This is a genomic window from Marichromatium sp. PS1 (assembly GCF_041155115.1).
GTDB classification, from domain to species: domain Bacteria; phylum Pseudomonadota; class Gammaproteobacteria; order Chromatiales; family Chromatiaceae; genus Marichromatium; species Marichromatium gracile.
On record NZ_BAAFHB010000002.1, the window covers coordinates 875560 to 893342 of the forward strand.

General features: G+C 69.8%; 16 protein-coding genes. 9 read left to right on the forward strand and 7 right to left on the reverse strand.

Translation table 11 applies throughout. The features are described 5' to 3' along the window. Positions 1 to 86: 86 nt before the first annotated feature. Positions 87 to 1505 (forward strand): hypothetical protein, encoded by a 1419-nt coding sequence (locus ACAM26_RS05275; protein ID WP_369613235.1) that lies wholly within the window; start codon positions 87 to 89, stop codon positions 1503 to 1505. Here the strand turns inward: ACAM26_RS05275 and ACAM26_RS05280 are convergent. From ACAM26_RS05280 to ACAM26_RS05290, 3 genes are all read right to left on the reverse strand, one after another. Further along, positions 1498 to 3366, reverse strand: a complete 1869-nt coding sequence (locus tag ACAM26_RS05280; protein ID WP_123139476.1) for a GGDEF domain-containing protein — start codon at positions 3364 to 3366, stop codon at positions 1498 to 1500. The genes ACAM26_RS05275 and ACAM26_RS05280 overlap by 8 nt on opposite strands. After that, complete coding sequence (locus ACAM26_RS05285; RefSeq protein WP_369613236.1) at positions 3363 to 5237, reverse strand: methyl-accepting chemotaxis protein; 1875 nt, start codon at positions 5235 to 5237, stop codon at positions 3363 to 3365. Before ACAM26_RS05285 ends, ACAM26_RS05280 begins: the two co-directional genes overlap by 4 nt. Positions 5238 to 5699: 462 nt before the next feature. Further along, positions 5700 to 6416, reverse strand: coding sequence for an SDR family NAD(P)-dependent oxidoreductase (locus ACAM26_RS05290; protein ID WP_123139475.1), 717 nt, complete (start codon positions 6414 to 6416; stop codon positions 5700 to 5702). Between the two features lie 290 nt (positions 6417 to 6706). On the opposite strand from ACAM26_RS05290, the gene lapB reads away from it, so the two are divergent. From lapB to galU, 3 genes are all read left to right on the forward strand, one after another. Then, the gene (lapB, locus tag ACAM26_RS05295) at positions 6707 to 7903 is read left to right on the forward strand and encodes a lipopolysaccharide assembly protein LapB (RefSeq protein ID WP_123142264.1); all 1197 of its coding nucleotides are present in this window, start codon (positions 6707 to 6709) and stop codon (positions 7901 to 7903) included. A 36-nt stretch (positions 7904 to 7939) separates the two neighbouring features. After that, complete coding sequence (gene pyrF, locus ACAM26_RS05300; protein ID WP_123139473.1) at positions 7940 to 8638, forward strand: orotidine-5'-phosphate decarboxylase; 699 nt, start codon at positions 7940 to 7942, stop codon at positions 8636 to 8638. 125 nt (positions 8639 to 8763) lie between these two features. Beyond that, positions 8764 to 9642, forward strand: coding sequence for a UTP--glucose-1-phosphate uridylyltransferase GalU (galU, locus tag ACAM26_RS05305; RefSeq protein WP_123139472.1), 879 nt, complete (start codon positions 8764 to 8766; stop codon positions 9640 to 9642). 244 nt (positions 9643 to 9886) lie between these two features. Here the strand turns inward: galU and gluQRS are convergent, their stop codons facing one another. Then, positions 9887 to 10786 (reverse strand): tRNA glutamyl-Q(34) synthetase GluQRS, encoded by a 900-nt coding sequence (gene gluQRS / locus ACAM26_RS05310; RefSeq protein WP_369613480.1) that lies wholly within the window; start codon positions 10784 to 10786, stop codon positions 9887 to 9889. Next, positions 10783 to 11217 carry an RNA polymerase-binding protein DksA gene (gene dksA / locus ACAM26_RS05315; protein ID WP_005224024.1) on the reverse strand — a complete coding sequence of 145 codons (435 nt, stop codon included), beginning with the start codon at positions 11215 to 11217 and terminating at the stop codon, positions 10783 to 10785. The genes gluQRS and dksA overlap by 4 nt, the downstream gene beginning before the upstream one ends. A 209-nt stretch (positions 11218 to 11426) precedes the next feature. Here dksA and ACAM26_RS05320 point away from each other — a divergent pair, with 209 nt between their 5' ends. From ACAM26_RS05320 to ACAM26_RS05340, 5 genes are all read left to right on the forward strand, one after another. Beyond that, positions 11427 to 12209 carry an HAD-IA family hydrolase gene (locus ACAM26_RS05320; RefSeq protein ID WP_369613237.1) on the forward strand — a complete coding sequence of 261 codons (783 nt, stop codon included), beginning with the start codon at positions 11427 to 11429 and terminating at the stop codon, positions 12207 to 12209. Positions 12210 to 12215: 6 nt separating this feature from the next. Next, on the forward strand, positions 12216 to 13406 hold the full coding sequence (locus tag ACAM26_RS05325) for an aminotransferase class I/II-fold pyridoxal phosphate-dependent enzyme (RefSeq protein WP_369613238.1): 1191 nt from the start codon (positions 12216 to 12218) through the stop codon (positions 13404 to 13406). A 72-nt stretch (positions 13407 to 13478) separates the two neighbouring features. Continuing rightward, a complete protein-coding gene (zapE, locus tag ACAM26_RS05330) occupies positions 13479 to 14594 on the forward strand; it encodes a cell division protein ZapE (RefSeq protein ID WP_123139468.1) in 1116 nt (371 codons plus the stop codon). A 321-nt stretch (positions 14595 to 14915) separates the two neighbouring features. Beyond that, positions 14916 to 15662 carry a bifunctional 2-polyprenyl-6-hydroxyphenol methylase/3-demethylubiquinol 3-O-methyltransferase UbiG gene (gene ubiG, locus ACAM26_RS05335; RefSeq protein ID WP_123142260.1) on the forward strand — a complete coding sequence of 249 codons (747 nt, stop codon included), beginning with the start codon at positions 14916 to 14918 and terminating at the stop codon, positions 15660 to 15662. 109 nt (positions 15663 to 15771) lie between these two features. Continuing rightward, complete coding sequence (locus tag ACAM26_RS05340) at positions 15772 to 15963, forward strand: hypothetical protein (protein WP_123139466.1); 192 nt, start codon at positions 15772 to 15774, stop codon at positions 15961 to 15963. A 2-nt stretch (positions 15964 to 15965) separates the two neighbouring features. On the opposite strand, the gene ACAM26_RS05345 is transcribed toward ACAM26_RS05340, so the two are convergent. Beyond that, positions 15966 to 17426 (reverse strand): 2Fe-2S iron-sulfur cluster-binding protein, encoded by a 1461-nt coding sequence (locus ACAM26_RS05345; protein WP_369613239.1) that lies wholly within the window; start codon positions 17424 to 17426, stop codon positions 15966 to 15968. 27 nt (positions 17427 to 17453) lie between these two features. Then, the gene (locus tag ACAM26_RS05350; protein WP_123139464.1) at positions 17454 to 17732 is read right to left on the reverse strand and encodes a cupin domain-containing protein; all 279 of its coding nucleotides are present in this window, start codon (positions 17730 to 17732) and stop codon (positions 17454 to 17456) included. Between the last annotated feature and the right edge of the window lie 51 nt (positions 17733 to 17783).

Below are 17783 nucleotides of genomic sequence, written 5' to 3' on the forward strand. Positions count from 1 at the left end.
TTTGGTACAAGGTCGCGCATGATAGCGGGCCGCGTGGACATGGTCCGCGTTCTCCAGGTCACACGGTAGATGATGGAGGCGGTGCATTGAACCAGATTGCGGGCCGGTTGCGTATCGGCGAGAAGCTCGTCCTCGGCTTCGGGGCGGTGGCCCTGATCTTCCTCGCGGTGATCTGGCACGATCAGCGCGACCTGCGCGCGGTGCTCGAGCAACACCGCGACCTGCACGCGCTCGCTGCGGCGCGCCAGGAGGCGGCCTTCGCCATCGAGCGTCACCTGATCGCGCTGCGCGACGCCGAGGCGCGGTTCCTCGCCGCGCGCGAGCCGGCACAGGCCGAACGGGTGCGGCGCGAGGGCGCGGCGCTGCTCGACTGGGGCGCGCGGCTGGCGGCGACCGACGCCGCGGCCGCGGCCGCCGCCGCACGGATCCGCGCGGCGCTCTCCGACTATCTGGCGCGTTTCGGCGAGGTCGAGGCGGGCTGGCGCCGGCGCGGACTCGATCACGACAGCGGTCTCCAGGGTGACTTCCGCGCCAGCGCCCACGCGCTGGAGGCGCGTCTGGCGCAATGGGCCCCGGCGCTCGAGCGTGAGCTGCTGCAGCTGCGTCGACGCGAGAAGGACTATCTGCTGCGCGGCGAGGCGGGTTATGCGGTGATGGTCGAGCGCATCGCCGAGACGCTCGCACAGGGTCTCGCCGCCGCTGACCTGGAGCGCGGGGTGCGTAGCAGCCTCGAGCAACTGCTCGGCGACTATCTGCGCGATTTCCGCGCGCTGCTCGAACAGGATCGGCGGATCGCCGTGTTGCGCGCACAGATGGATCAGGCCGCGGCCGCGGTCACGCCATTGGTCGAGACCGCGCTCGCCGAGGCCCGTGCCCGGCTCGATGAGACGGTGCGGGGGATCGATGCGGCCTCCACCGAGCGGGCACGGCGCAGCCTCTATCTGGCGCTCGTCGCCACCCTCGTCGGGACCCTGCTGGCGCTGGTCTTCACCGCCCGTCTGGTGCGACCGGTGCGCGAGATGGCCGGGCTGCTCGATCGCCTGACCTACGAGAACCCGCACCAGCGCATCCCCACGCGCCCCGGCGCACGCGACGAGATCGACGCCATGGCCCGTTCGCTCAATGCCCTGGCCGATCATCGCGCCACCTTCACGCATTGGTGGCGCAACGCCATGGCCGAGGCGGTCGCGCTGCGCGACCTGCAGCTGGCCGCGACCCCGGAGTCCGAGGATACGGCGCGGGCCCGGTTGCGCCGTGCCATCCGCGAGCGTGCCCGGCGGTTGCGGACGGTGCGTGCGCGCTGCATGCAGCAGCTCGAGCGTATCCGCACCCTGGCGCGTGCCCCGGTGGCGGCGAGCCGCACCGAGCGTGCGCGCGAGCGGGCGACGCTGCAGCATGCCAGCGAGTCGCTGGCGACCCTGTTGCAGTTGCTCGACGAGCCGCTGCCCGATCCGGTTCGCGACGAGGCGGGGCGCCTCCCGAGCGGCGACGAGCGGTCTAGTTGAGCGCCGGCAGGTAGGGGTTGGGGAGCAGCCCGATGCGCCGTCTCCCGGGATGCTTGCCATGTCTGGCGCGGAGGTGGCGCGATCCGTGCGGACCGACGAACAGCCCTGACGCGCTGGCCTTGGCGCGGTGCTTGAGTTCGGCGATGGTCTGGCCGAGCTGCTCGACGCTGCCGTGGTCGTCGCCGGGGCGGATGGTCAGCAGCGCGGCGCTGCAGCGCATCAGCCCGGCGCGACGCGGGGTGCCGTCGCGGTCGTGGGCGAGGATACAGCCGCGAGCGCGGTCCTCGGGGTCGTAGAGGCTCTGCACGTCGGAGCGGAACTTGGCGAGCAGCTGCTCGATGCGGTGGACCACGGCGCCGGACTCGACATCGGCGATGCCGGCGAAGAAGTCGTCGCCGCCGATATGACCGATGAACCACTGCTCGGGACCGAGCAGCTTGCGCAGCAGCTCGGCGAACATCAGGATCGCGCGGTCGCCGCGGCGAAAGCCGTAATGGTCGTTGAAGGCCTTGAAGTTGTCGAAGTCGAGATAGACCAGGTGCCAGATGCGGTGACGCTCGCCGAGCGCGCCCGAGACATAGGCATAGACCGGGTTGTTGCCCGGTAGCCGGGTCAGCGGGTTCTGCTCGCGGGCGGCGGCGAGGTTCTTCTGCTCGACCAGCTGGAGCAGCGCGGTCGCCGAGATGAAGCCGTGATAGCGGGCGTCGCGGGTGAGGATCAGCCCCGCGGGGTTGATGTCGGCGCAGTAGGCGCCGAGCAGCCGCTCGGCCGAGTCGTGGATGTCGACCGTCGGGCAGGGGCGCAGGAAGTCGTGCAGGTTGCGCCCGAAGGCGCGGTTGAGCAGCAGCTCGCGACCATAGTTCGAATAGAGCACATCCTTGATGTCGGCCTCGTGGATCAGCCCGAGCGGGCGCCCGGCATGGTCGATCACCGGCAGTACGTGATGTACGCGGTCGTGACGGAAGGTCTCGATCATCGCGCCGACCTCGGCATCGATCGGTAGTGGCCGGATCGGTTCGATACAGGCGGCGATCAGGCTGCGATCGTCATCGGTGCGTCGCCGGTCGCTGGCGTTGACCCTGGCGATCTCCCGGTAGCGGGTGCGCAGCGCGCGGTGATCGGTCTGCGGGCGGGCGACCAGATAGCCCTGCACCAGATCGCAGCCGACCTCGCGACAGGCGAGCAGCTCGCGTTCGGTCTCCACCCCCTCGGCGATCACCGCGATGCCCATCACATGGGCCAGCTGCACGGTGCTGGCGACGAACAGTCGCTTCTTGTGATCGTCGGCGATGCCGCTGACGAAGAAACGATCGATCTTGAGCAGCTCCGGCGGGTGCTCGTAGAGCAGTCGCAGCCCGGCGTAACCACTGCCGAAATCGTCGATGGCGAGATGGAAGCGATGACGGCGATAGGCGGCGATCACCTCGGCCACTCGCGGGCTGGCGGTGAGGTCGGCGCGCTCGGAGAGCTCGAAGCAGACCGTCTCGGGCGGCAGGCCGTGCTGCTCGAGCAGGCGCAGGGTGTGGCCCGGGTCCTCGAGTTCGATCAGCTGGGGGTCGAGGTTGAAGAACAACCGGTAGCGCGCCGCCTCGGGCAACGCGGCGAAGCTGGCGATCGCCAGGGTCCGCAGCTCGCAGTCGAGTTCTGCGGCGCAGCCGAGCCGCCAGGCATGTTCGAGCAGCGCCGGGACGGTGTCGAAACCGAGCCGGTCGACCCCGCGCAGCAGCGCCTCGTAGCCGTAGACACAGCCGGTGTGGATGTTGACGATCGGCTGCAGCGCGTAGCGCAGTCCATCGCGGGCCTGCGCGAGCCAGGTCTCTGGAGTCATGGTGTCGGGCTGGCGATGGGTGCGCTGAGTCATCCCTGGACCCGGAAGAAGGTGACGCGCTCGGTGAGACCCTGCGACAGGTTGCTGAGATGGTGGCTGTGGGCGAAGCCGTCGTTGGCCGCCTCGGCGCTCTCGCGCGCGAGCAGGGTGATGCGCTCGAGGGCGCGGGTGACCTCCTCGGCCATCCGGCTCTGCTCGTCGGCGGCCTGGGAGATCTGCTCGGTCATCCCGGTCAGCTGCTCGATCGAGCCGTAGAAGCCGTCGAACTCCTCGGCCGCGCTGCGGTAGCGGGCGATGCTCTCGCAGGCGCGGCTGCGATTGTCGTGGATCACGCTCACCGCCTCCTCGGCGCTCGACTGCAACGAGCCGATCAGCCCCTCGATCTCGCCGATCGACTGCTCGGTGCGCTGCGCGAGCTGGCGCACCTCGTCGGCGACCACCGCGAAGCCGCGACCGTGCTCGCCGGCGCGCGCGGCCTCGATCGAGGCGTTGAGCGCGAGCAGGTTGGTCTGCGCCGAGATGGTGCGGATCACCTCGAGCACGTTGCCGACCGACTGGCTGTGTCCGGCCAGTCCGTCGACGACCTCGGCGGCGTGACCGATCTCCTCGGTGAGCCGCTCGACCACCGCCGTGGTCTGCTCGAGGATCCGGCGCCCGGCGTCGATCCGCGCCCGCGCCTCACCGGTCGCGGTGGCCGCCGCGCTGGTGTGCTCGGCGACCTGATGAGCGGAGAGCGCCAGCTGGTTGATGGCGTCGTCGACCTGGTGGGTCTCGGCGCGCTGGCGGTCGAACTGTCCCTTGCTCTGCTGCGACAGGTTGGCCATGTCGCCGGCCGAGGCGTGCAGCTCGTGGCTGGCCTGGTGGAGGTGGGAGATGATGTCGCGCATGCGCTCGGTCATCGCCTGCAGCGCCGTCATCAGCTGGCCGACCTCGTCGTTGCGGGCGTGTGGGAAGCGCGCGTTGAGATCGCCCTCGGCGAGCGCTGAGACCGTCTCCAGCGCCGCGCCGAGCGGGCGCAGCGCATGCTTGACGTAGAGAAAGATGCCGCCGCTGGCGAGCGCCAGCACCAGCGCCAGGGCGCCATAGACGGCGAGCTGCAGGCGCTGCTCGGCGTAGTAGGCGGCGCTCTGGTCGGCGATGGTCGTCAGGTGGGCGATCGGCGCGTCGTCGATGCCGAGGATCGGGCGGGTGAGCACGCCGTAGATGCCGCCATCGGCGGCGCGGCGGGTGAGGCCGTGCTCGGTGAGCGGTTGCGCCGGGGGGGCTGTCGTCTCGTACAGCGCCGGGTCGGTGCCGGCGAGCATGCGGCCCTCGGCATCGCTGAGATAGACCTCGGCGCCGTCGATCCGCTTGAAGCGTGCCAGGGCGTCGTCGAGTGTGCGCTCGAACAGTGCGACCCCGACCAGCGTGTGACGGAATTCGAGCGGCAGCGCATGGAAGGCCACCGGGACACCGTCGGCGCCGAGGCCGATGCCCTGACGTGGTTCGCCGGCGCTGCTCGCGCGCTGGGCCAGCAGGGTGCCCGCGGTCGGTATCGGCGTCTCCGGCGAGGGGGCGAGCAGCAGCTTGCCGTCGTCGTCGAGCAGATAGAGCCGATCGAAATAGCCGAGATCGCCGAGCAGGTTGAGCAGCGAGTCGCGTGCGCGCTGCAACGCCTCGCGGTCGCCGGACCTGAGGGCCTGGCGCAACGGGAAGTCGCGCGCGATCGCGTCGACCCCGCCGGCCATGTGCTCGAGCAGTTGCTCGCTCACCATCCGCCAGACCATGCCCTTGCCGGTGTCGACCGCGTCGGCGACGCGCGCCTCGAGCCGGGTCTGGTTGAACTGCGCGATCAGGGTCAGGGCGCCTGCGACGAGCAGGGTGACGAGGATGGCAACGAGGGTGACGCTGCGTCTGATAGTCATGGTGTCGAGGTCGGGTGCGTCCAAGGGAGCGCGGACATCGACTGGCGCGAAGTCTTTGGAGGGACAGGCGTGGCGCAGGATGTTCGCGATGCCGCGATCATCGACCGGGGAGCCCGGTGGATCGGATCAGCGGCGCAAGTACACCAGACGAAGGTGAAGATCCGATGACGGACCCTTGGGGGCACGGGGGCAGCGATCAGAAGATTGAACCGCCAAGGCGCCAAGGCGCCAAGGCGCCAAGGGCGCAAAGGAGAGAAGAGCCCCCAGTGGTCAGCCTCCAGCCTCCAGCCGCTACCTGCCCTCAAACACTGGCGCTAAAAACGTACGCCACGACTGATGGTCAGCCGTGCCGTGGTCGAAGGCGCACACTCACTGGAGGCTGGCGGCTGGTCGCTTGCAACTTGAACTTCTTTGCGCTCTTGGCGCCTTGGCGGTTCATCCCCCCCAGCTGTCGACTGGTCGCTAACTCCGCCCGTAGACCGGGATCGCCGCGCCGGTGACGGCGCGTGCGGCGGGGGAGGCGAGGAAGACGATGACCTCGGCGATCGCGGCCGGCTCGACCCAGTCGCCGGGGTCCTGGTCGGGCATGGCGGCGCGGTTCTCCGGGGTGTCGACGGTGCCGGGGAGGATACAGTTGACGTTGACGCCCTGGTCGCGCAGCTCGGCCGAGAGGGTCTCGGTGAGTGCGATCACCGCCGACTTGGCGGCGCTGTAGGGGCCCATGTAGGCGCCGGCGGGGCGGGCGGCGCGGGCCGAGACATTGACCATGGCGCCGCCGCCGCCGGCGACCAGGTGAGGGACGGCGGCGCGCGCGCCGTGGAGCAGGGTGCGGGCGTTGATGTCGAGCATCCGCTCCCAGTCGGCGTCACTGGTCTGGTGCAGCGGCGCGCCCATGGCGAAGCCGCCGGCGAGGTTGGTCAGGGTGTCGAGTCGGCCATGGCGTTCGACCAGCCGGGCAAGCTCGGCGCCGAGCGCGTCGGGGGCGAGCAGGTCGCAGGCGAGACACTCGACGGTGATTCCGGCGCCGAGTTCGTCGCGTGTGCGTTCGAGTGCCTCGCGGTCGCGCGCGAGCAATGCCAGCCGGGCGCCGCGTCGGGCGAAGGCGGCGGCGGTGGCGCGACCGAGGTTGCCGGTGGCGCCGGTGATGAGGACCAGTTGCTGGTCGAGTTCGCGGATCATGTTCGGACCTCCTGCCCGAGGGGCTCGTGCCGAGCAATCTGGGGTGGGCGCGGGACGGACTCAAGGCTGGAAGCCTCGTGCGGTCGGTCGCGCCAGCCTGTTATGATTGGGCCGGTGAGCGACCGATCCGGATCACTTGACGGCCCACTCTTCGGTCCTTGCGCTCCTGGGGTGCGAGGTACACGGGCGGTCATGCGCGTGCCGCACGGTGACGCTTGCCGTGATCCCTTGCCGTGGTCGTGCCGCGCAGCCTCAGGTACGGCCCCGGCCCGGCTCGATGGAGTGCGCGCGTGATCGAGATCCTGTTCCTGCTGCTGCCGGTTGCGGCGGCCTCCGGTTGGTGGCTGGCGCGACACGAGCGTCCCGCGTCCCGACGGTCTCGCCGCCCTGCCCATCCGAGCTTCCTGCGCGGACTCAACTATCTGCTCGACGAGCAGCCCGACAAGGCGCTCGACATGTTCATCGAGCTCGCCGAGGTCGACGACGAGACGGTCGAGACCCATCTCGCCCTCGGCAGCCTGTTCCGTCGTCGCGGCGAGGTCGACCGCGCGATCCGTGTCCACCAGAACCTGATGGCGCGTCCCAGCCTCGATGCCGAGCAGCGCGGCTATGCCCTGCTCGAGCTGGGGCAGGACTACATGAGCGCCGGGCTGCTCGATCGCGCCGAGCTGCTGTTCCAGGAGCTGGCCGGTCTCGGCCTGCACCGTCAGCGCGCACTCGCCGGGCTGCGCGAGATCTATCAGCAGGAGCGTGACTGGGAGCGCTGTCTGGAGGTCGCCGAGCAGCTGCGTCCCGGCGGCGAGTCGATGCTCGACGCCGAGATCGCCCACTATCATTGCGAGCTGGCCGAGGAGGCGCGCCGTCGCGGCGAGCACGAGCGCGTTCGCGCGCAACTCGCGCGGGCGCTGGAGACCGATCCGGAGTGCGTGCGCGCCAGCATGCTCGAGGCCCGGGTGGCGCTCGAGGAGGGTGAGCCGCAGCGGGCGCTGGCGCTGTTTCGCGGGCTGGTCGAGCGCCACGGCGCCTATCTGCCGGAGATCCTGCCGGCGCTGATCGAGGCGCTCGAGCGCGTCCCCGGGGAGGACCCGCTGGCGGTGCTCGAGGAGCTGGCGGCGCGTCATCCCAGTCCGGCGTTGGTGGTGACGCTGGCCGAGCGGGTCGCCGCCGAGCGCGGTCGCACCGAGGCGCTCGAACTGCTCTGCGCGCACCTGCGCCGGTTCGCCGACCTGGTGGGGCTCGAGCGCCTGCTCGCGCTCGCGCTGACGGAGCTGTCGGACGCCGCCGATGTCCATCGGCTCGAGCGCGCGCTGGCGGTGATCCGCCATCTGGCCGCGCGCCAGCCGGCCTATCAATGCGATCATTGCGGCTTCCAGGCGCGCTCACTGCACTGGCAGTGCCCGAGCTGCAAACGCTGGGGCTCGGTGGTGCCGGTGCAGCCCGAGCCGCTGGTGATCGACGCCGGGCTCGACGGCCCACGCCTGGCCTAGACGCCGATCTCAATCCGAACCCTTGAAGGAACCCCCGTGACCCAGTCGACACGCATCATCGTGGCCCTCGATTTCCCCGCCCGCGAGCCGGCGCTCGCCCTGGTCGATCAGCTCGACCCGGCACGCTGTCGCCTCAAGGTCGGCAAGGAGCTGTTCACCCGGCTCGGGCCGGACTTCGTCGCCACCTTGCAGGCGCGCGGCTTCGAGGTCTTTCTCGACCTCAAGTTCCACGACATCCCCAACACCGTCGCCGCGGCCTGTGCCGCGGCGGCCGATCTCGGGGTGTGGATGGTCAACGTCCATGTCACCGGCGGGCGGCGGATGATCGAGACCACCCGCGAGCGGCTCGATGCGCTGCCCAAGGCGCCGCTGCTGATCGGGGTGACGGTGCTCACCAGCCTCGACGGTGACGATCTGGCCGAGGTCGGCTGTCCGGGCGAACCGGCCGAGCGGGTGCTCGCGCTCGCCGAACTCGGTCGCGAGGCCGGGCTCGACGGCATCGTCTGCTCGCCGCGCGAGTCGGCGGCGGTGCGCGCCGCGCTGGGCGAGGACTTCCTGCTGGTCACCCCGGGGGTGCGCCCGAGCTGGGCGGCGACGGGGGATCAGAAACGGGTGATGACCCCGCGCGAGGCGGTTGCCGCCGGCTCCGATCACCTGGTGATCGGCCGCCCGATCGCCGCCGCGCCCGATCCGCTGGCCGCGCTGGCCGAGATCGAGCGCGAACTCGCGGGCTGAACACGGCGCCCCGCCGGCGCTGGTCGAGGCCGATCGTGCCTCCCGCCGGCGACGCGTGGATGCGTTCGCCCCGGACGGGGTGCGCCGTATCAAGCAATCAATATCGACGTAGAGGAGATGACTCGATGGCAAAGATTCACAAGGCGGTCTTCCCGGTGGCCGGTCTCGGTACCCGCTTCCTGCCGGCGACCAAGGCCAGCCCCAAGGAGATGCTGCCGATCGTGGACAAGCCGCTGATCCAGTACGCCGCCGAGGAGGCCGAGGCCGCCGGGGTGGAGCAGCTGGTGTTCATCACCGGACGTCACAAGCGCTCGATCGAGGATCACTTCGACAAGGCCTTCGAGCTCGAGGTGGAGTTGGCCGAGGCGGGCAAGGACAAGCTGCTCAAGGTCGTGCGCAACGTGCTCACCGAGGGCACCACCTGCGCCTATGTGCGTCAGGCCGAGGCCCTGGGGCTGGGCCATGCGGTGCTCTGCGCCAAGCCGGTGGTCGGTCGCGAACCCTTCGCGGTGCTGCTCGCCGACGATCTGATCCGCGCCGAGGGCAAGGGGGTGGTCGAGCAGATGGCCGAGGTGCACGCGCGCTATGGCTGCAGCGTGCTCAGCGTCCAGGAGGTGCCGCGCGAGGAGACGCACAAGTATGGCATCGTCGAGGTCGAGCCCGGTCCCGACGGTGAGCTGCGGGTGGTCTCGATCGTCGAGAAACCGGCGCCCGAGGATGCGCCCTCGAACCTCGCCGTGGTCGGGCGCTACCTGCTCACCCCGACGATCTTCGACAAGCTCGAGAACACCGGTACCGGCGCCGGCGGCGAGATCCAGCTCACCGATGCGATCTCGGCGCTGCTCGCCGACGAGCCGGTGATCGCTCACCCCTTCGAGGGCAAGCGCTACGACTGCGGCAGCAAGCTCGGCTATCTGGAGGCGACGGTGGAGTTCGGGCTCGACCACCCCGAACTCGGCGAGCGCTTCGCCGCTTATCTGCGCGATTTCGTCGCGCAGCAGTAGGGGGTTGGCAGAGGCGTCTTTGAACCGCTAAGACGCCAAGAACGCAAAGGGGAAGACAGCTACCAGCTACCAGCTGGCAGTCACCAGTGAGCGGTCTGACTCGACCGTGACCATGGCTGCCAGAGTCACCGGAGGCAGGGAGGCCCGGAAGACTGCCTGCAAAGGTGACCGACAACCACAAGGCTTGAGGCCTCATTCCCTTCGCGCCCTTGGAGTCTTTGCGGTTCAACTCCCCTGGTCGCTGTCACTGCTCCGCTGGCAGCGGCGCGCTGCGCGTCCGCGGGACGCGTTCGATGCGCCAGTGCGCGATGGCGTGTTCCCAGAAGCGTTGCAGGGTGCAGTGCGGCGGCGGGGGCGGTTGGCCGAGGAAGGCCCAGGCGCGGCGCAGCGCCGGGAGTGGGTCGGCGGGATCGACCGGGGCGGCGGCGAGGCGCTTGCTGAGCTTGCGTCCCTCCGGGTCGAGCACCAGCGGGACATGGGCGTAGTCGGGCTGGGGCAGGCCCAGCGCGCGCTGCAGCCGGATCTGGCGCGGGGTGGAGTCGAGCAGGTCGGCGCCGCGCACCACCTGGTCGATGCCCTGCCAGGCGTCGTCGACCACTACCGCGAGCTGGTAGGCATGGATGGCGTCGGCGCGACGCAGCACGAAGTCGCCGACCGCCTGCTCGAGGTCCTGCGTGCGTGGGCCGAAGACCCGGTCGTCGAACTCGACGGGGGTGCTGTCGGTGCGCATGCGGATGGTGCGCGGCGCCCGCCCGCGCGGCAGCCCGGCGCGACAGGTGCCGGGATAGATCGGTCCTTCGCTGCCGCGCCTGGCGCGGCGGGCGATCTCGGCGCGACTGCAGCCGCAGGGATAGGTCAGCCCGCGTGCGGCGAGCTGGGCGAGTGCGGCGTCATAGGCGGCGAGCCGGTCGTGCTGATAGCACACCGGGCCGTCGTGGCGCATGCCGAAGGCGGCGAGGGTGTCGAGGATGGCCCGCGCCGCGCCCGCGACCTCGCGCGGACGGTCGAGGTCCTCGATGCGCACCAGCCACTCGCCGCCGTGCGCGCGCGCATCGGCATGGCTGGCCACCGCGGTGACCAGCGAGCCGAAGTGCAAGGGGCCGGTGGGGGAGGGGGCGAAGCGCCCCCGATAGCCGGCGATCAGCCGCGCTGACGCTCGCGGATCTCGTCGAGCGTCTTGCAGTCGATGCAGAGCGTGGCGGTCGGTCGGGCCTCAAGCCGACGGATGCCGATCTCGACGCCGCAGGCGTCACAGTAGCCGTACTCGTGCTCATCGAGGCGGTCGAGTGCCTCGTCGATCTTCTTGATCAGCTTGCGCTCGCGGTCGCGGGTCCGCAGCTCGAGGCTGAACTCCGACTCCTGGGTGGCGCGGTCGTTGGGGTCGGGGAAGTTGGTCGCCTCGTCCTGCATGTGATGTACGGTGCGGTCGACCTCTTCCATCAGTGACCGTTTCCAGGCCTGGAGGATGGCGCGGAAGTGCGCCTCCTGCTCGGGGCTCATGTAGTCCTCGTCGCTCGCGGCTTCATAAGGTTCGAAACCGAACGCCTTGGCGTCTTGTGCTCTTGCTTCGGCCATGGATGTGCTCCCGAAGGCTCTTCTCGTGGGGTGTCCTAGCGACCGGGCCCATCCGGACCTGTTCGCGAAAAACGCCCTTAAGTACCAGATCCCCGCGCGGTGGGCAACTCATGATGAGACGTTCGGCCGTGCGCGGGCATCGCTGGTCGGCTAATCTGGAAGGCTTGCCGCTGCCCGCCGTCTTGCGTAAGCGCAACAGGAGATCGAGCATGTATCCCTTCGAGGCGATCATCTGGGATGTCGACGGCACCCTCGCCGATACCGAGCGTGACGGCCATCGTCGTGCCTTCAACGCGGCCTTTGCCGAGGCCGGTCTGGACTGGTGCTGGGATGTCGCCACCTATGGCGAGCTGCTCGAGGTGACCGGTGGGCGCGAGCGTATCGCCGCCTTCATCGTCGAGCACCGTCCGGCGCTGCCGGCGGGTGTCGAGCCCGAGACGCTCGCCGTGCGTCTGCACCGGGCCAAGTCGCGCCACTATGCCCGGTTGCTCGCGGCCGGCGCGATCGGGCTGCGGGCAGGCGTGTTGCGACTGTTGCGCGCGGCGCGCACGGCGGGCATCCGTCTGGCGATCGCCACCACCTCGACGCCGGAGAACGTGCATGCACTGCTCGCGCACGCCGGCGAACCGGGGCTGGCCGAGTGGTTCGAGGTGATCGCCGCCGGGGACATGGTGGCGAACAAGAAGCCGGCGCCGGATGTCTATCTGCTCGCGCTCGAGCGCCTCGGTCTCGGCGCCGACGCCTGCGTGGCGGTGGAGGACTCGGCGCCGGGCCTGCGGGCGGCGCGCGCCGCCGGACTCGGGACGGTGGTGATCACCGTCAACGACTATACGCGGGAGCAGGCGTTCGACGACGCCGCCCTGGTGGTCGACGGACTCGGCGCGCCCGAGACGCCGGTCAGCGTGCTGCACGGACGGCTCGGGGGACGCTCCCATGTCGACCTCGCGGCGCTCGCGGACCTTGTCCGCGCGCGCCATCCTGAAACCTCATAGATCAAGATGCAATCCACAGAACAACCCAGACTGGCACCGCGCGCCCGCGCGGTCGAACCCTTCCATGTGATGCGCCTGCTCGAGCGGGCCAAGAGGCTCGAGGCCGAAGGGCGCTCGATCATCCATCTCGAGGTCGGCGAGCCCGACTTCCCCACTCCCGAGCCGATCCTCGCCGCGGCGCGTGCCGCGCTGGAGGGCGGCGCCGTGCACTACACCCCGGCTGCGGGCCTGCCGCAGCTGCGTGAGCGGCTGTCGCGCTATTACGCCGAGCGGTATGGTGCCAGCGTCGCGGCCGACCGCATCCTGGTCACGCCGGGCGCCTCGGGCGCCATCCAACTGGTGTTCCAGGCACTGCTCGAGCCGGGTGACGAGGTGCTGATCTGTGACCCCTCCTATCCCTGTTATCGCCAGGTGTTGCGATTGCTCGGGGTGGAGCCGCGCGCGGTGGCGGTCGACGCCGCCGACGACTTCCAGCTCAGTGCGGCGCGCGCCGAGGCGGCCTGGTCGCCGCGGGTGCGCGCGCTGATCGTCGCCTCTCCGGCCAACCCGAGCGGCACCCTGCTCGGGCGCGAGCAGCTCGCCGAGCTGCATGCGCTCTGCCGTGCCAGGGGGGCTGCGCTGATCGTCGACGAGATCTATCAGGGGCTGGTCTACGACGCCCCGGACCATACCGCGCTCGAGCTGGCCGAGGATGTCTACGTCATCAACAGCTTCTCCAAGTACTTCGGTATGACCGGTTGGCGGCTCGGCTGGCTGGCCGCGCCGCGCGCGGCGGTCGAGGTGATGGAGCGGATGGCGCAGAACCTGTTCATCGCCCCCAACACCCCGGCGCAGCATGCCGCGCTCGCTGCCTTCGAGCCTGCCACCCTGGAGATCCTCGAGCAGCGTCGCGCCTGCTTCCGCGCGCGCCGCGACGCCCTGCTCGACGGGTTGCGTCGACTCGGCTTCGGTATCGACGGCGAGCCCAAGGGGGCCTTCTATCTCTATGCCCGGCTGCCCGAGCAGGTGGGGATGGACTCGATGCAGTTCGCCACCACCATGTTGGAGGAGGTCGGGGTGGCCGCGACCCCGGGGCACGACTTCGGTTGCCATGGCGCCGAGCGTCACGTGCGCTTCGCCTACACCTGCGATCTGCCGGTGATCGACGAGGCGCTCGGGCGCATCGACCGCTTCCTCGCCCAGTGCCGGTCGCGCTGAGCACCAGTGCCACGCGGGGCCATGGTCCCGCGTGACCCTTCTTCATCCACAGTCAGTTTCGAGAGACCTGCCTTGACCGCTTCAGCCTCATCATCCCCCGACCGATCCAGTTTCCAGCCACGCGACCCGGCCCAGCGTGAGGCCCACGCGCGCCTGCTCGCACTGCACCAGGCGCTCGAGCGCGCGCCGGCGCCCGGAGGCGGGCTGCTCGGTCGGGTGCGTCGTCGTCTCGGCGGCGAGGTGACGCCGGTGCCCGGGCTCTATTTCTGGGGTGGCGTGGGGCGCGGCAAGACCCACCTGATGGACTGGTTCGTCGATGGGCTGGAGCTGCCGGGCAAGCGGCGCATGCACTTCCATCACTTCATGCGCGAGGTGCATGGCCACCTGGCGCAGCTGCCGCGCCAGACCGATCCGCTCGATCGGGTCGCCGAGCTGATGTGTCGCGATCTGCGAGTGCTCTGTCTCGACGAGTTCCTGGTCACCGACATCACCGACGCCATGCTGCTCTACGGTCTGCTCAAGGCGATGTTCGCCCGCGGCGTGACCCTGGTGACCACCTCCAACACCCCGCCCGACGACCTCTATCGCAATGGTCTGCAGCGCCAGTCCTTCCTCCCGGCGATCGAGCTGATCAAGCGTCATACCGATGTCTTCGAGCTCGACGGCGGCCAGGACTACCGGCTGCAGACGTTGATGCGCGAGGGGGTCTATGTGCTCGCCGGCGAGGACGGTGAGGCGCGGTTGGCGGCCGATTTCGACGAGCTCAGCGGCGGGCATCGGGTGGCCGCCTCCTGGCTCGAGGTCAATGGCCGGACGATCGAGGCGCGCGCGCTCGGCAGCAACGTCGCCTGGTTCGATTTCGATGCGCTCTGCGCCACCCCGCGCTCCACCGCCGACTATATCGAGATCGCCCGCGATTACCTCACCCTGCTGATCTCCGGGGTGCCGCAGCTCGGTCCCGGCTGCGACGCCGCCGCGCGCCGCTTCCTGCACCTGGTCGACGAACTCTACGACCGCCGGGTCAAGCTGGTGCTCTCGGTCGAGGTGCCGCTCGATCGGCTCTATGCCGGCGGCATGACCGACTTCGCCCACGCCCGCCTGCTCAGTCGCCTGCAGGAGATGCAATCGGTCGAGTACCTGGCCGCCGCGACCGCCGCCGAGTCCGAACCGGACAGCGTCGCGGCCTGATTGGCGCCAGCCGCCAGCCGCCAGCTACTAGCCGTTACGCAGGAAAGACTTAAACCGCAAAGACACCAAGAGCGTGAAGGGTGAGGGCTCGAGTCTTTCGGTCCTCGGTCGCCTTGGCATCCAGGTTTACGGTGAGTCTGGCAGCCGTGGTTGCGGTCGAGTAACGCCATCGCCACCTACGGTGGCTGGTGGCTCTCTTCCCCTCTTGGCGCCCTTGGCGTCTTTGCGGTTCAATCCCTGTTGGCTTGCCTCCACGGGCTTGAATCCGCCATGATCGACTCCATTGGATGTCAATTAACCGGTATTCCAGGGAGTTCGCCGATGCCCACCGCCCATCTCACCGCCCCGAGCGTCGATCCCGAGGAGCTCGCCTATTACGAGCGACTGGCGCATCGCTGGTGGGATGCCGAGGGGCCCTTCTGGCCGTTGCACCGGCTCAATGCCTTCCGGGTCGGCTATCTCCGCGAGCGTCTGGCGGCGGTGTTCGGGCGTGATGCGCGGGATGCACGCCCGTTCGCCGGACTGCGGGTGCTCGATATCGGCTGTGGCGGGGGCATCCTCAGCGAGTCGATGGTGGCGCTCGGCGCCGAGGTCACCGGGATCGACATCACCGAGAAGACCTTGAGGGTTGCGCGCATGCATGCCGAGGCGGGTGGGCTTGCGATCGACTATCGGTTGGCGAGTGCCGCCGAGATGCGCGAGGCCGGCGCGACCTTCGACGTGGTGCTCAACATGGAGGTGCTCGAGCATGTCGAACGCCTGCCCGACTTCCTCGCCGACAGTGCCGAGCTGGTGCGCCCCGGCGGGGTGATGCAGGTCTCGACCATCAATCGCACCCCGATCGCCTGGCTGATGGCGATCATCGGTGCCGAGTACGTGTTGCGCTGGCTGCCGCGCGGTACCCATCGCTATCGCAAGCTGGTGCGTCCCGACGAGGTGCGCGGCGGACTCGGCGAGGGCTTCGATCTGTTGCACCAGACCGGTGTGCGGGTCAACCCCTTCACCCGCGCCTTTTCCTTTACCGATTGGATGGGCGTCAACTACATGATGCTGTTTCAGCGCGGCTGAGCCGGTTTTTCGGCTCGGGTCGCTGCGATGACGGTCCCGGGTTGCCGGGACATATGCATGGGGCGACGGAGGTCGCTCCGGATACCGAACGGTCGCAACGAGGGATGTCATGAGCGAAAACAAGCGGGAATTCGATCGATGGGTCGCGGCGATCAGCCGCGGTGGTCTCGGTCATGTCTATGTCCGTCTCTATCAGGACGCCCCGACCTGGGTGCGTGACATGGCGGTCAATCGCTACGGCAAGGGCACGGTGTTCCTGCCGGCGCAGCGGTTGCGCGCGAGTGCGCCGGTCGCGGCCTGAATTCAGTCGGCGCGCAGCGCCTCGACACGGATCCGCTCGGCGCTCACGCCGCCCGCCCTCAGGGCCTGCTCCAGGGTGCTGACGGTGACCTCCGGCCCCGCGAGATAGAGACGCTGGTGGTCGTGTGGCGGGTGTTCGTCGAGGATGCGCGCGGCGAGCCGGTCGGCGGGTGTGGCATCGAGCAGCGTATAGGTGAAGTCGTCCAGGGCGTCACCGAGCGCGCGCGCCCAGTGCGCCAGGTGATGCCCCTCGGGGGCGGCGGTCTCCCAGTAGAGGTGATAGCGGGGGATGGCGTCGATCGCGACCGCCTGCTCGATGAGGCTGCGGACCGGGGCGATGCCGTCGCCGCAGGCGATGAAGAGCGCCTCGTCGGTCGCTGACTCGTCGAGCACGAAGTCGCCGTAGGGCCCTTCCAGGTCGAGCCGTTGCCCCGGTCCCAGCCGATCGTCGAAGAGTGCGCGGGCGAGTGCGTCGTCACCGGCGCGGATCAGGAAGCGCAGGTTGCGTCCGTCGCAGGGGCAGCTGGCGATCGGCAGTTCGCTCGGCGGCTCGCCCGGGCGTGCGAGCCGCGCGCGCTGACCGGCCATGAAGCGCAACAGCTGATTGCGCGGTGTCTGGATCTGGAGCGCGCGCAGCGTCGCTCCGATCGTCTCGACACGGCGCACGCTGACGCGAATGCGTTGCAGCGGCAGCTCGGCGCTCGAACGTGCCTCGCCGATCTCCAGGGTGAGATCGGTGAGCGCGGTATGGGCGCAGGTGAGCAGATAGCCGAGTCGGCGCTCGCGCGCGCCGATCGAGTAGTCGTGGGGCCTGATCTGGCGGGTCTCGCCGCTGACCAGCCGTGCCTTGCAGCCGCCGCAGTTACCGCTGGCGCAGCCGTGCTCGAGATGGATGCCGGCGCGCACCGCAGCCTCGAGCAGCGACTCCTCTCCCTCCACCAGGAAACGGTGTCCACTGGGGATCAGCCGTACCCGGGCGGCCAGGGTGCGCGCCGGTGCCGACCGCTCCGCGGGTGCCTCATTGACGGGCAGTGCGGCGCGTGCCTCGGCGAGCCAGTGGCCGAGGGCCGCGAGTGCCGTGGGCAGCGTGGCGGGGTCGCTGGCGGAGAGCGCCGCGATCCGCTCGGCGACCTGCTCGATCAGTCCGCGCGCGGCCTCTCCGGCCTCGATCTCGTGCGCCAGTGCCGCGCTCAGCCGACGCGCCTGCTCGAGCAGGACGCGGGCGTCGGGCAGCGCGACCGGTTCGGGTTCGAGCCGGGGGCGGGCGTTGTCGACGATCTCGCGCACCTGTTCGAGCGCGCCCTCGTGCTCGAGGCTCAGGCTGGGGTAGAGGCGCAGCAGCTCGTGCGCGGCCACCTCACCCTCGAAGGTCGTCAGCTCGGCGCGGCGGATGCGTCGTTGCAGCTCGCCGCGGCTGACTCCGGCCAGCCGGGCGGCGCGCGAGAGCGTCAGGTAGGTCGTCACGGATACGCCTCCAGATGACTCGGCGTCTCAGGTGAGCAGGTAGTGCTTCTCCACCGGGTCGAGGATCTCCCAGGTGCAGTTGAGTCCGGCGGGAAAGCGGATCAGGTCGCCGCGACCGTACTCTCGTGGCGCACCGCCCTCGGGGGTGACGCGGAAGCGTCCGCGCACGATGTAGCAGGTCTCCTCCTGGCGGTAGTGCCAGGGAAAGGTCGCCACCTCGCGGCGCCACACCGGCCAGTGTTCCACGCCCATGACCTCGAGCTTGGCGGGGGAGGGGCGTTCGTGATGGATCTCGGTGTCGTCCATTGGTCTGGGGTCCGTGCTGCGCATGGTGTCGGGGATAGAGTCTGAGGTCGG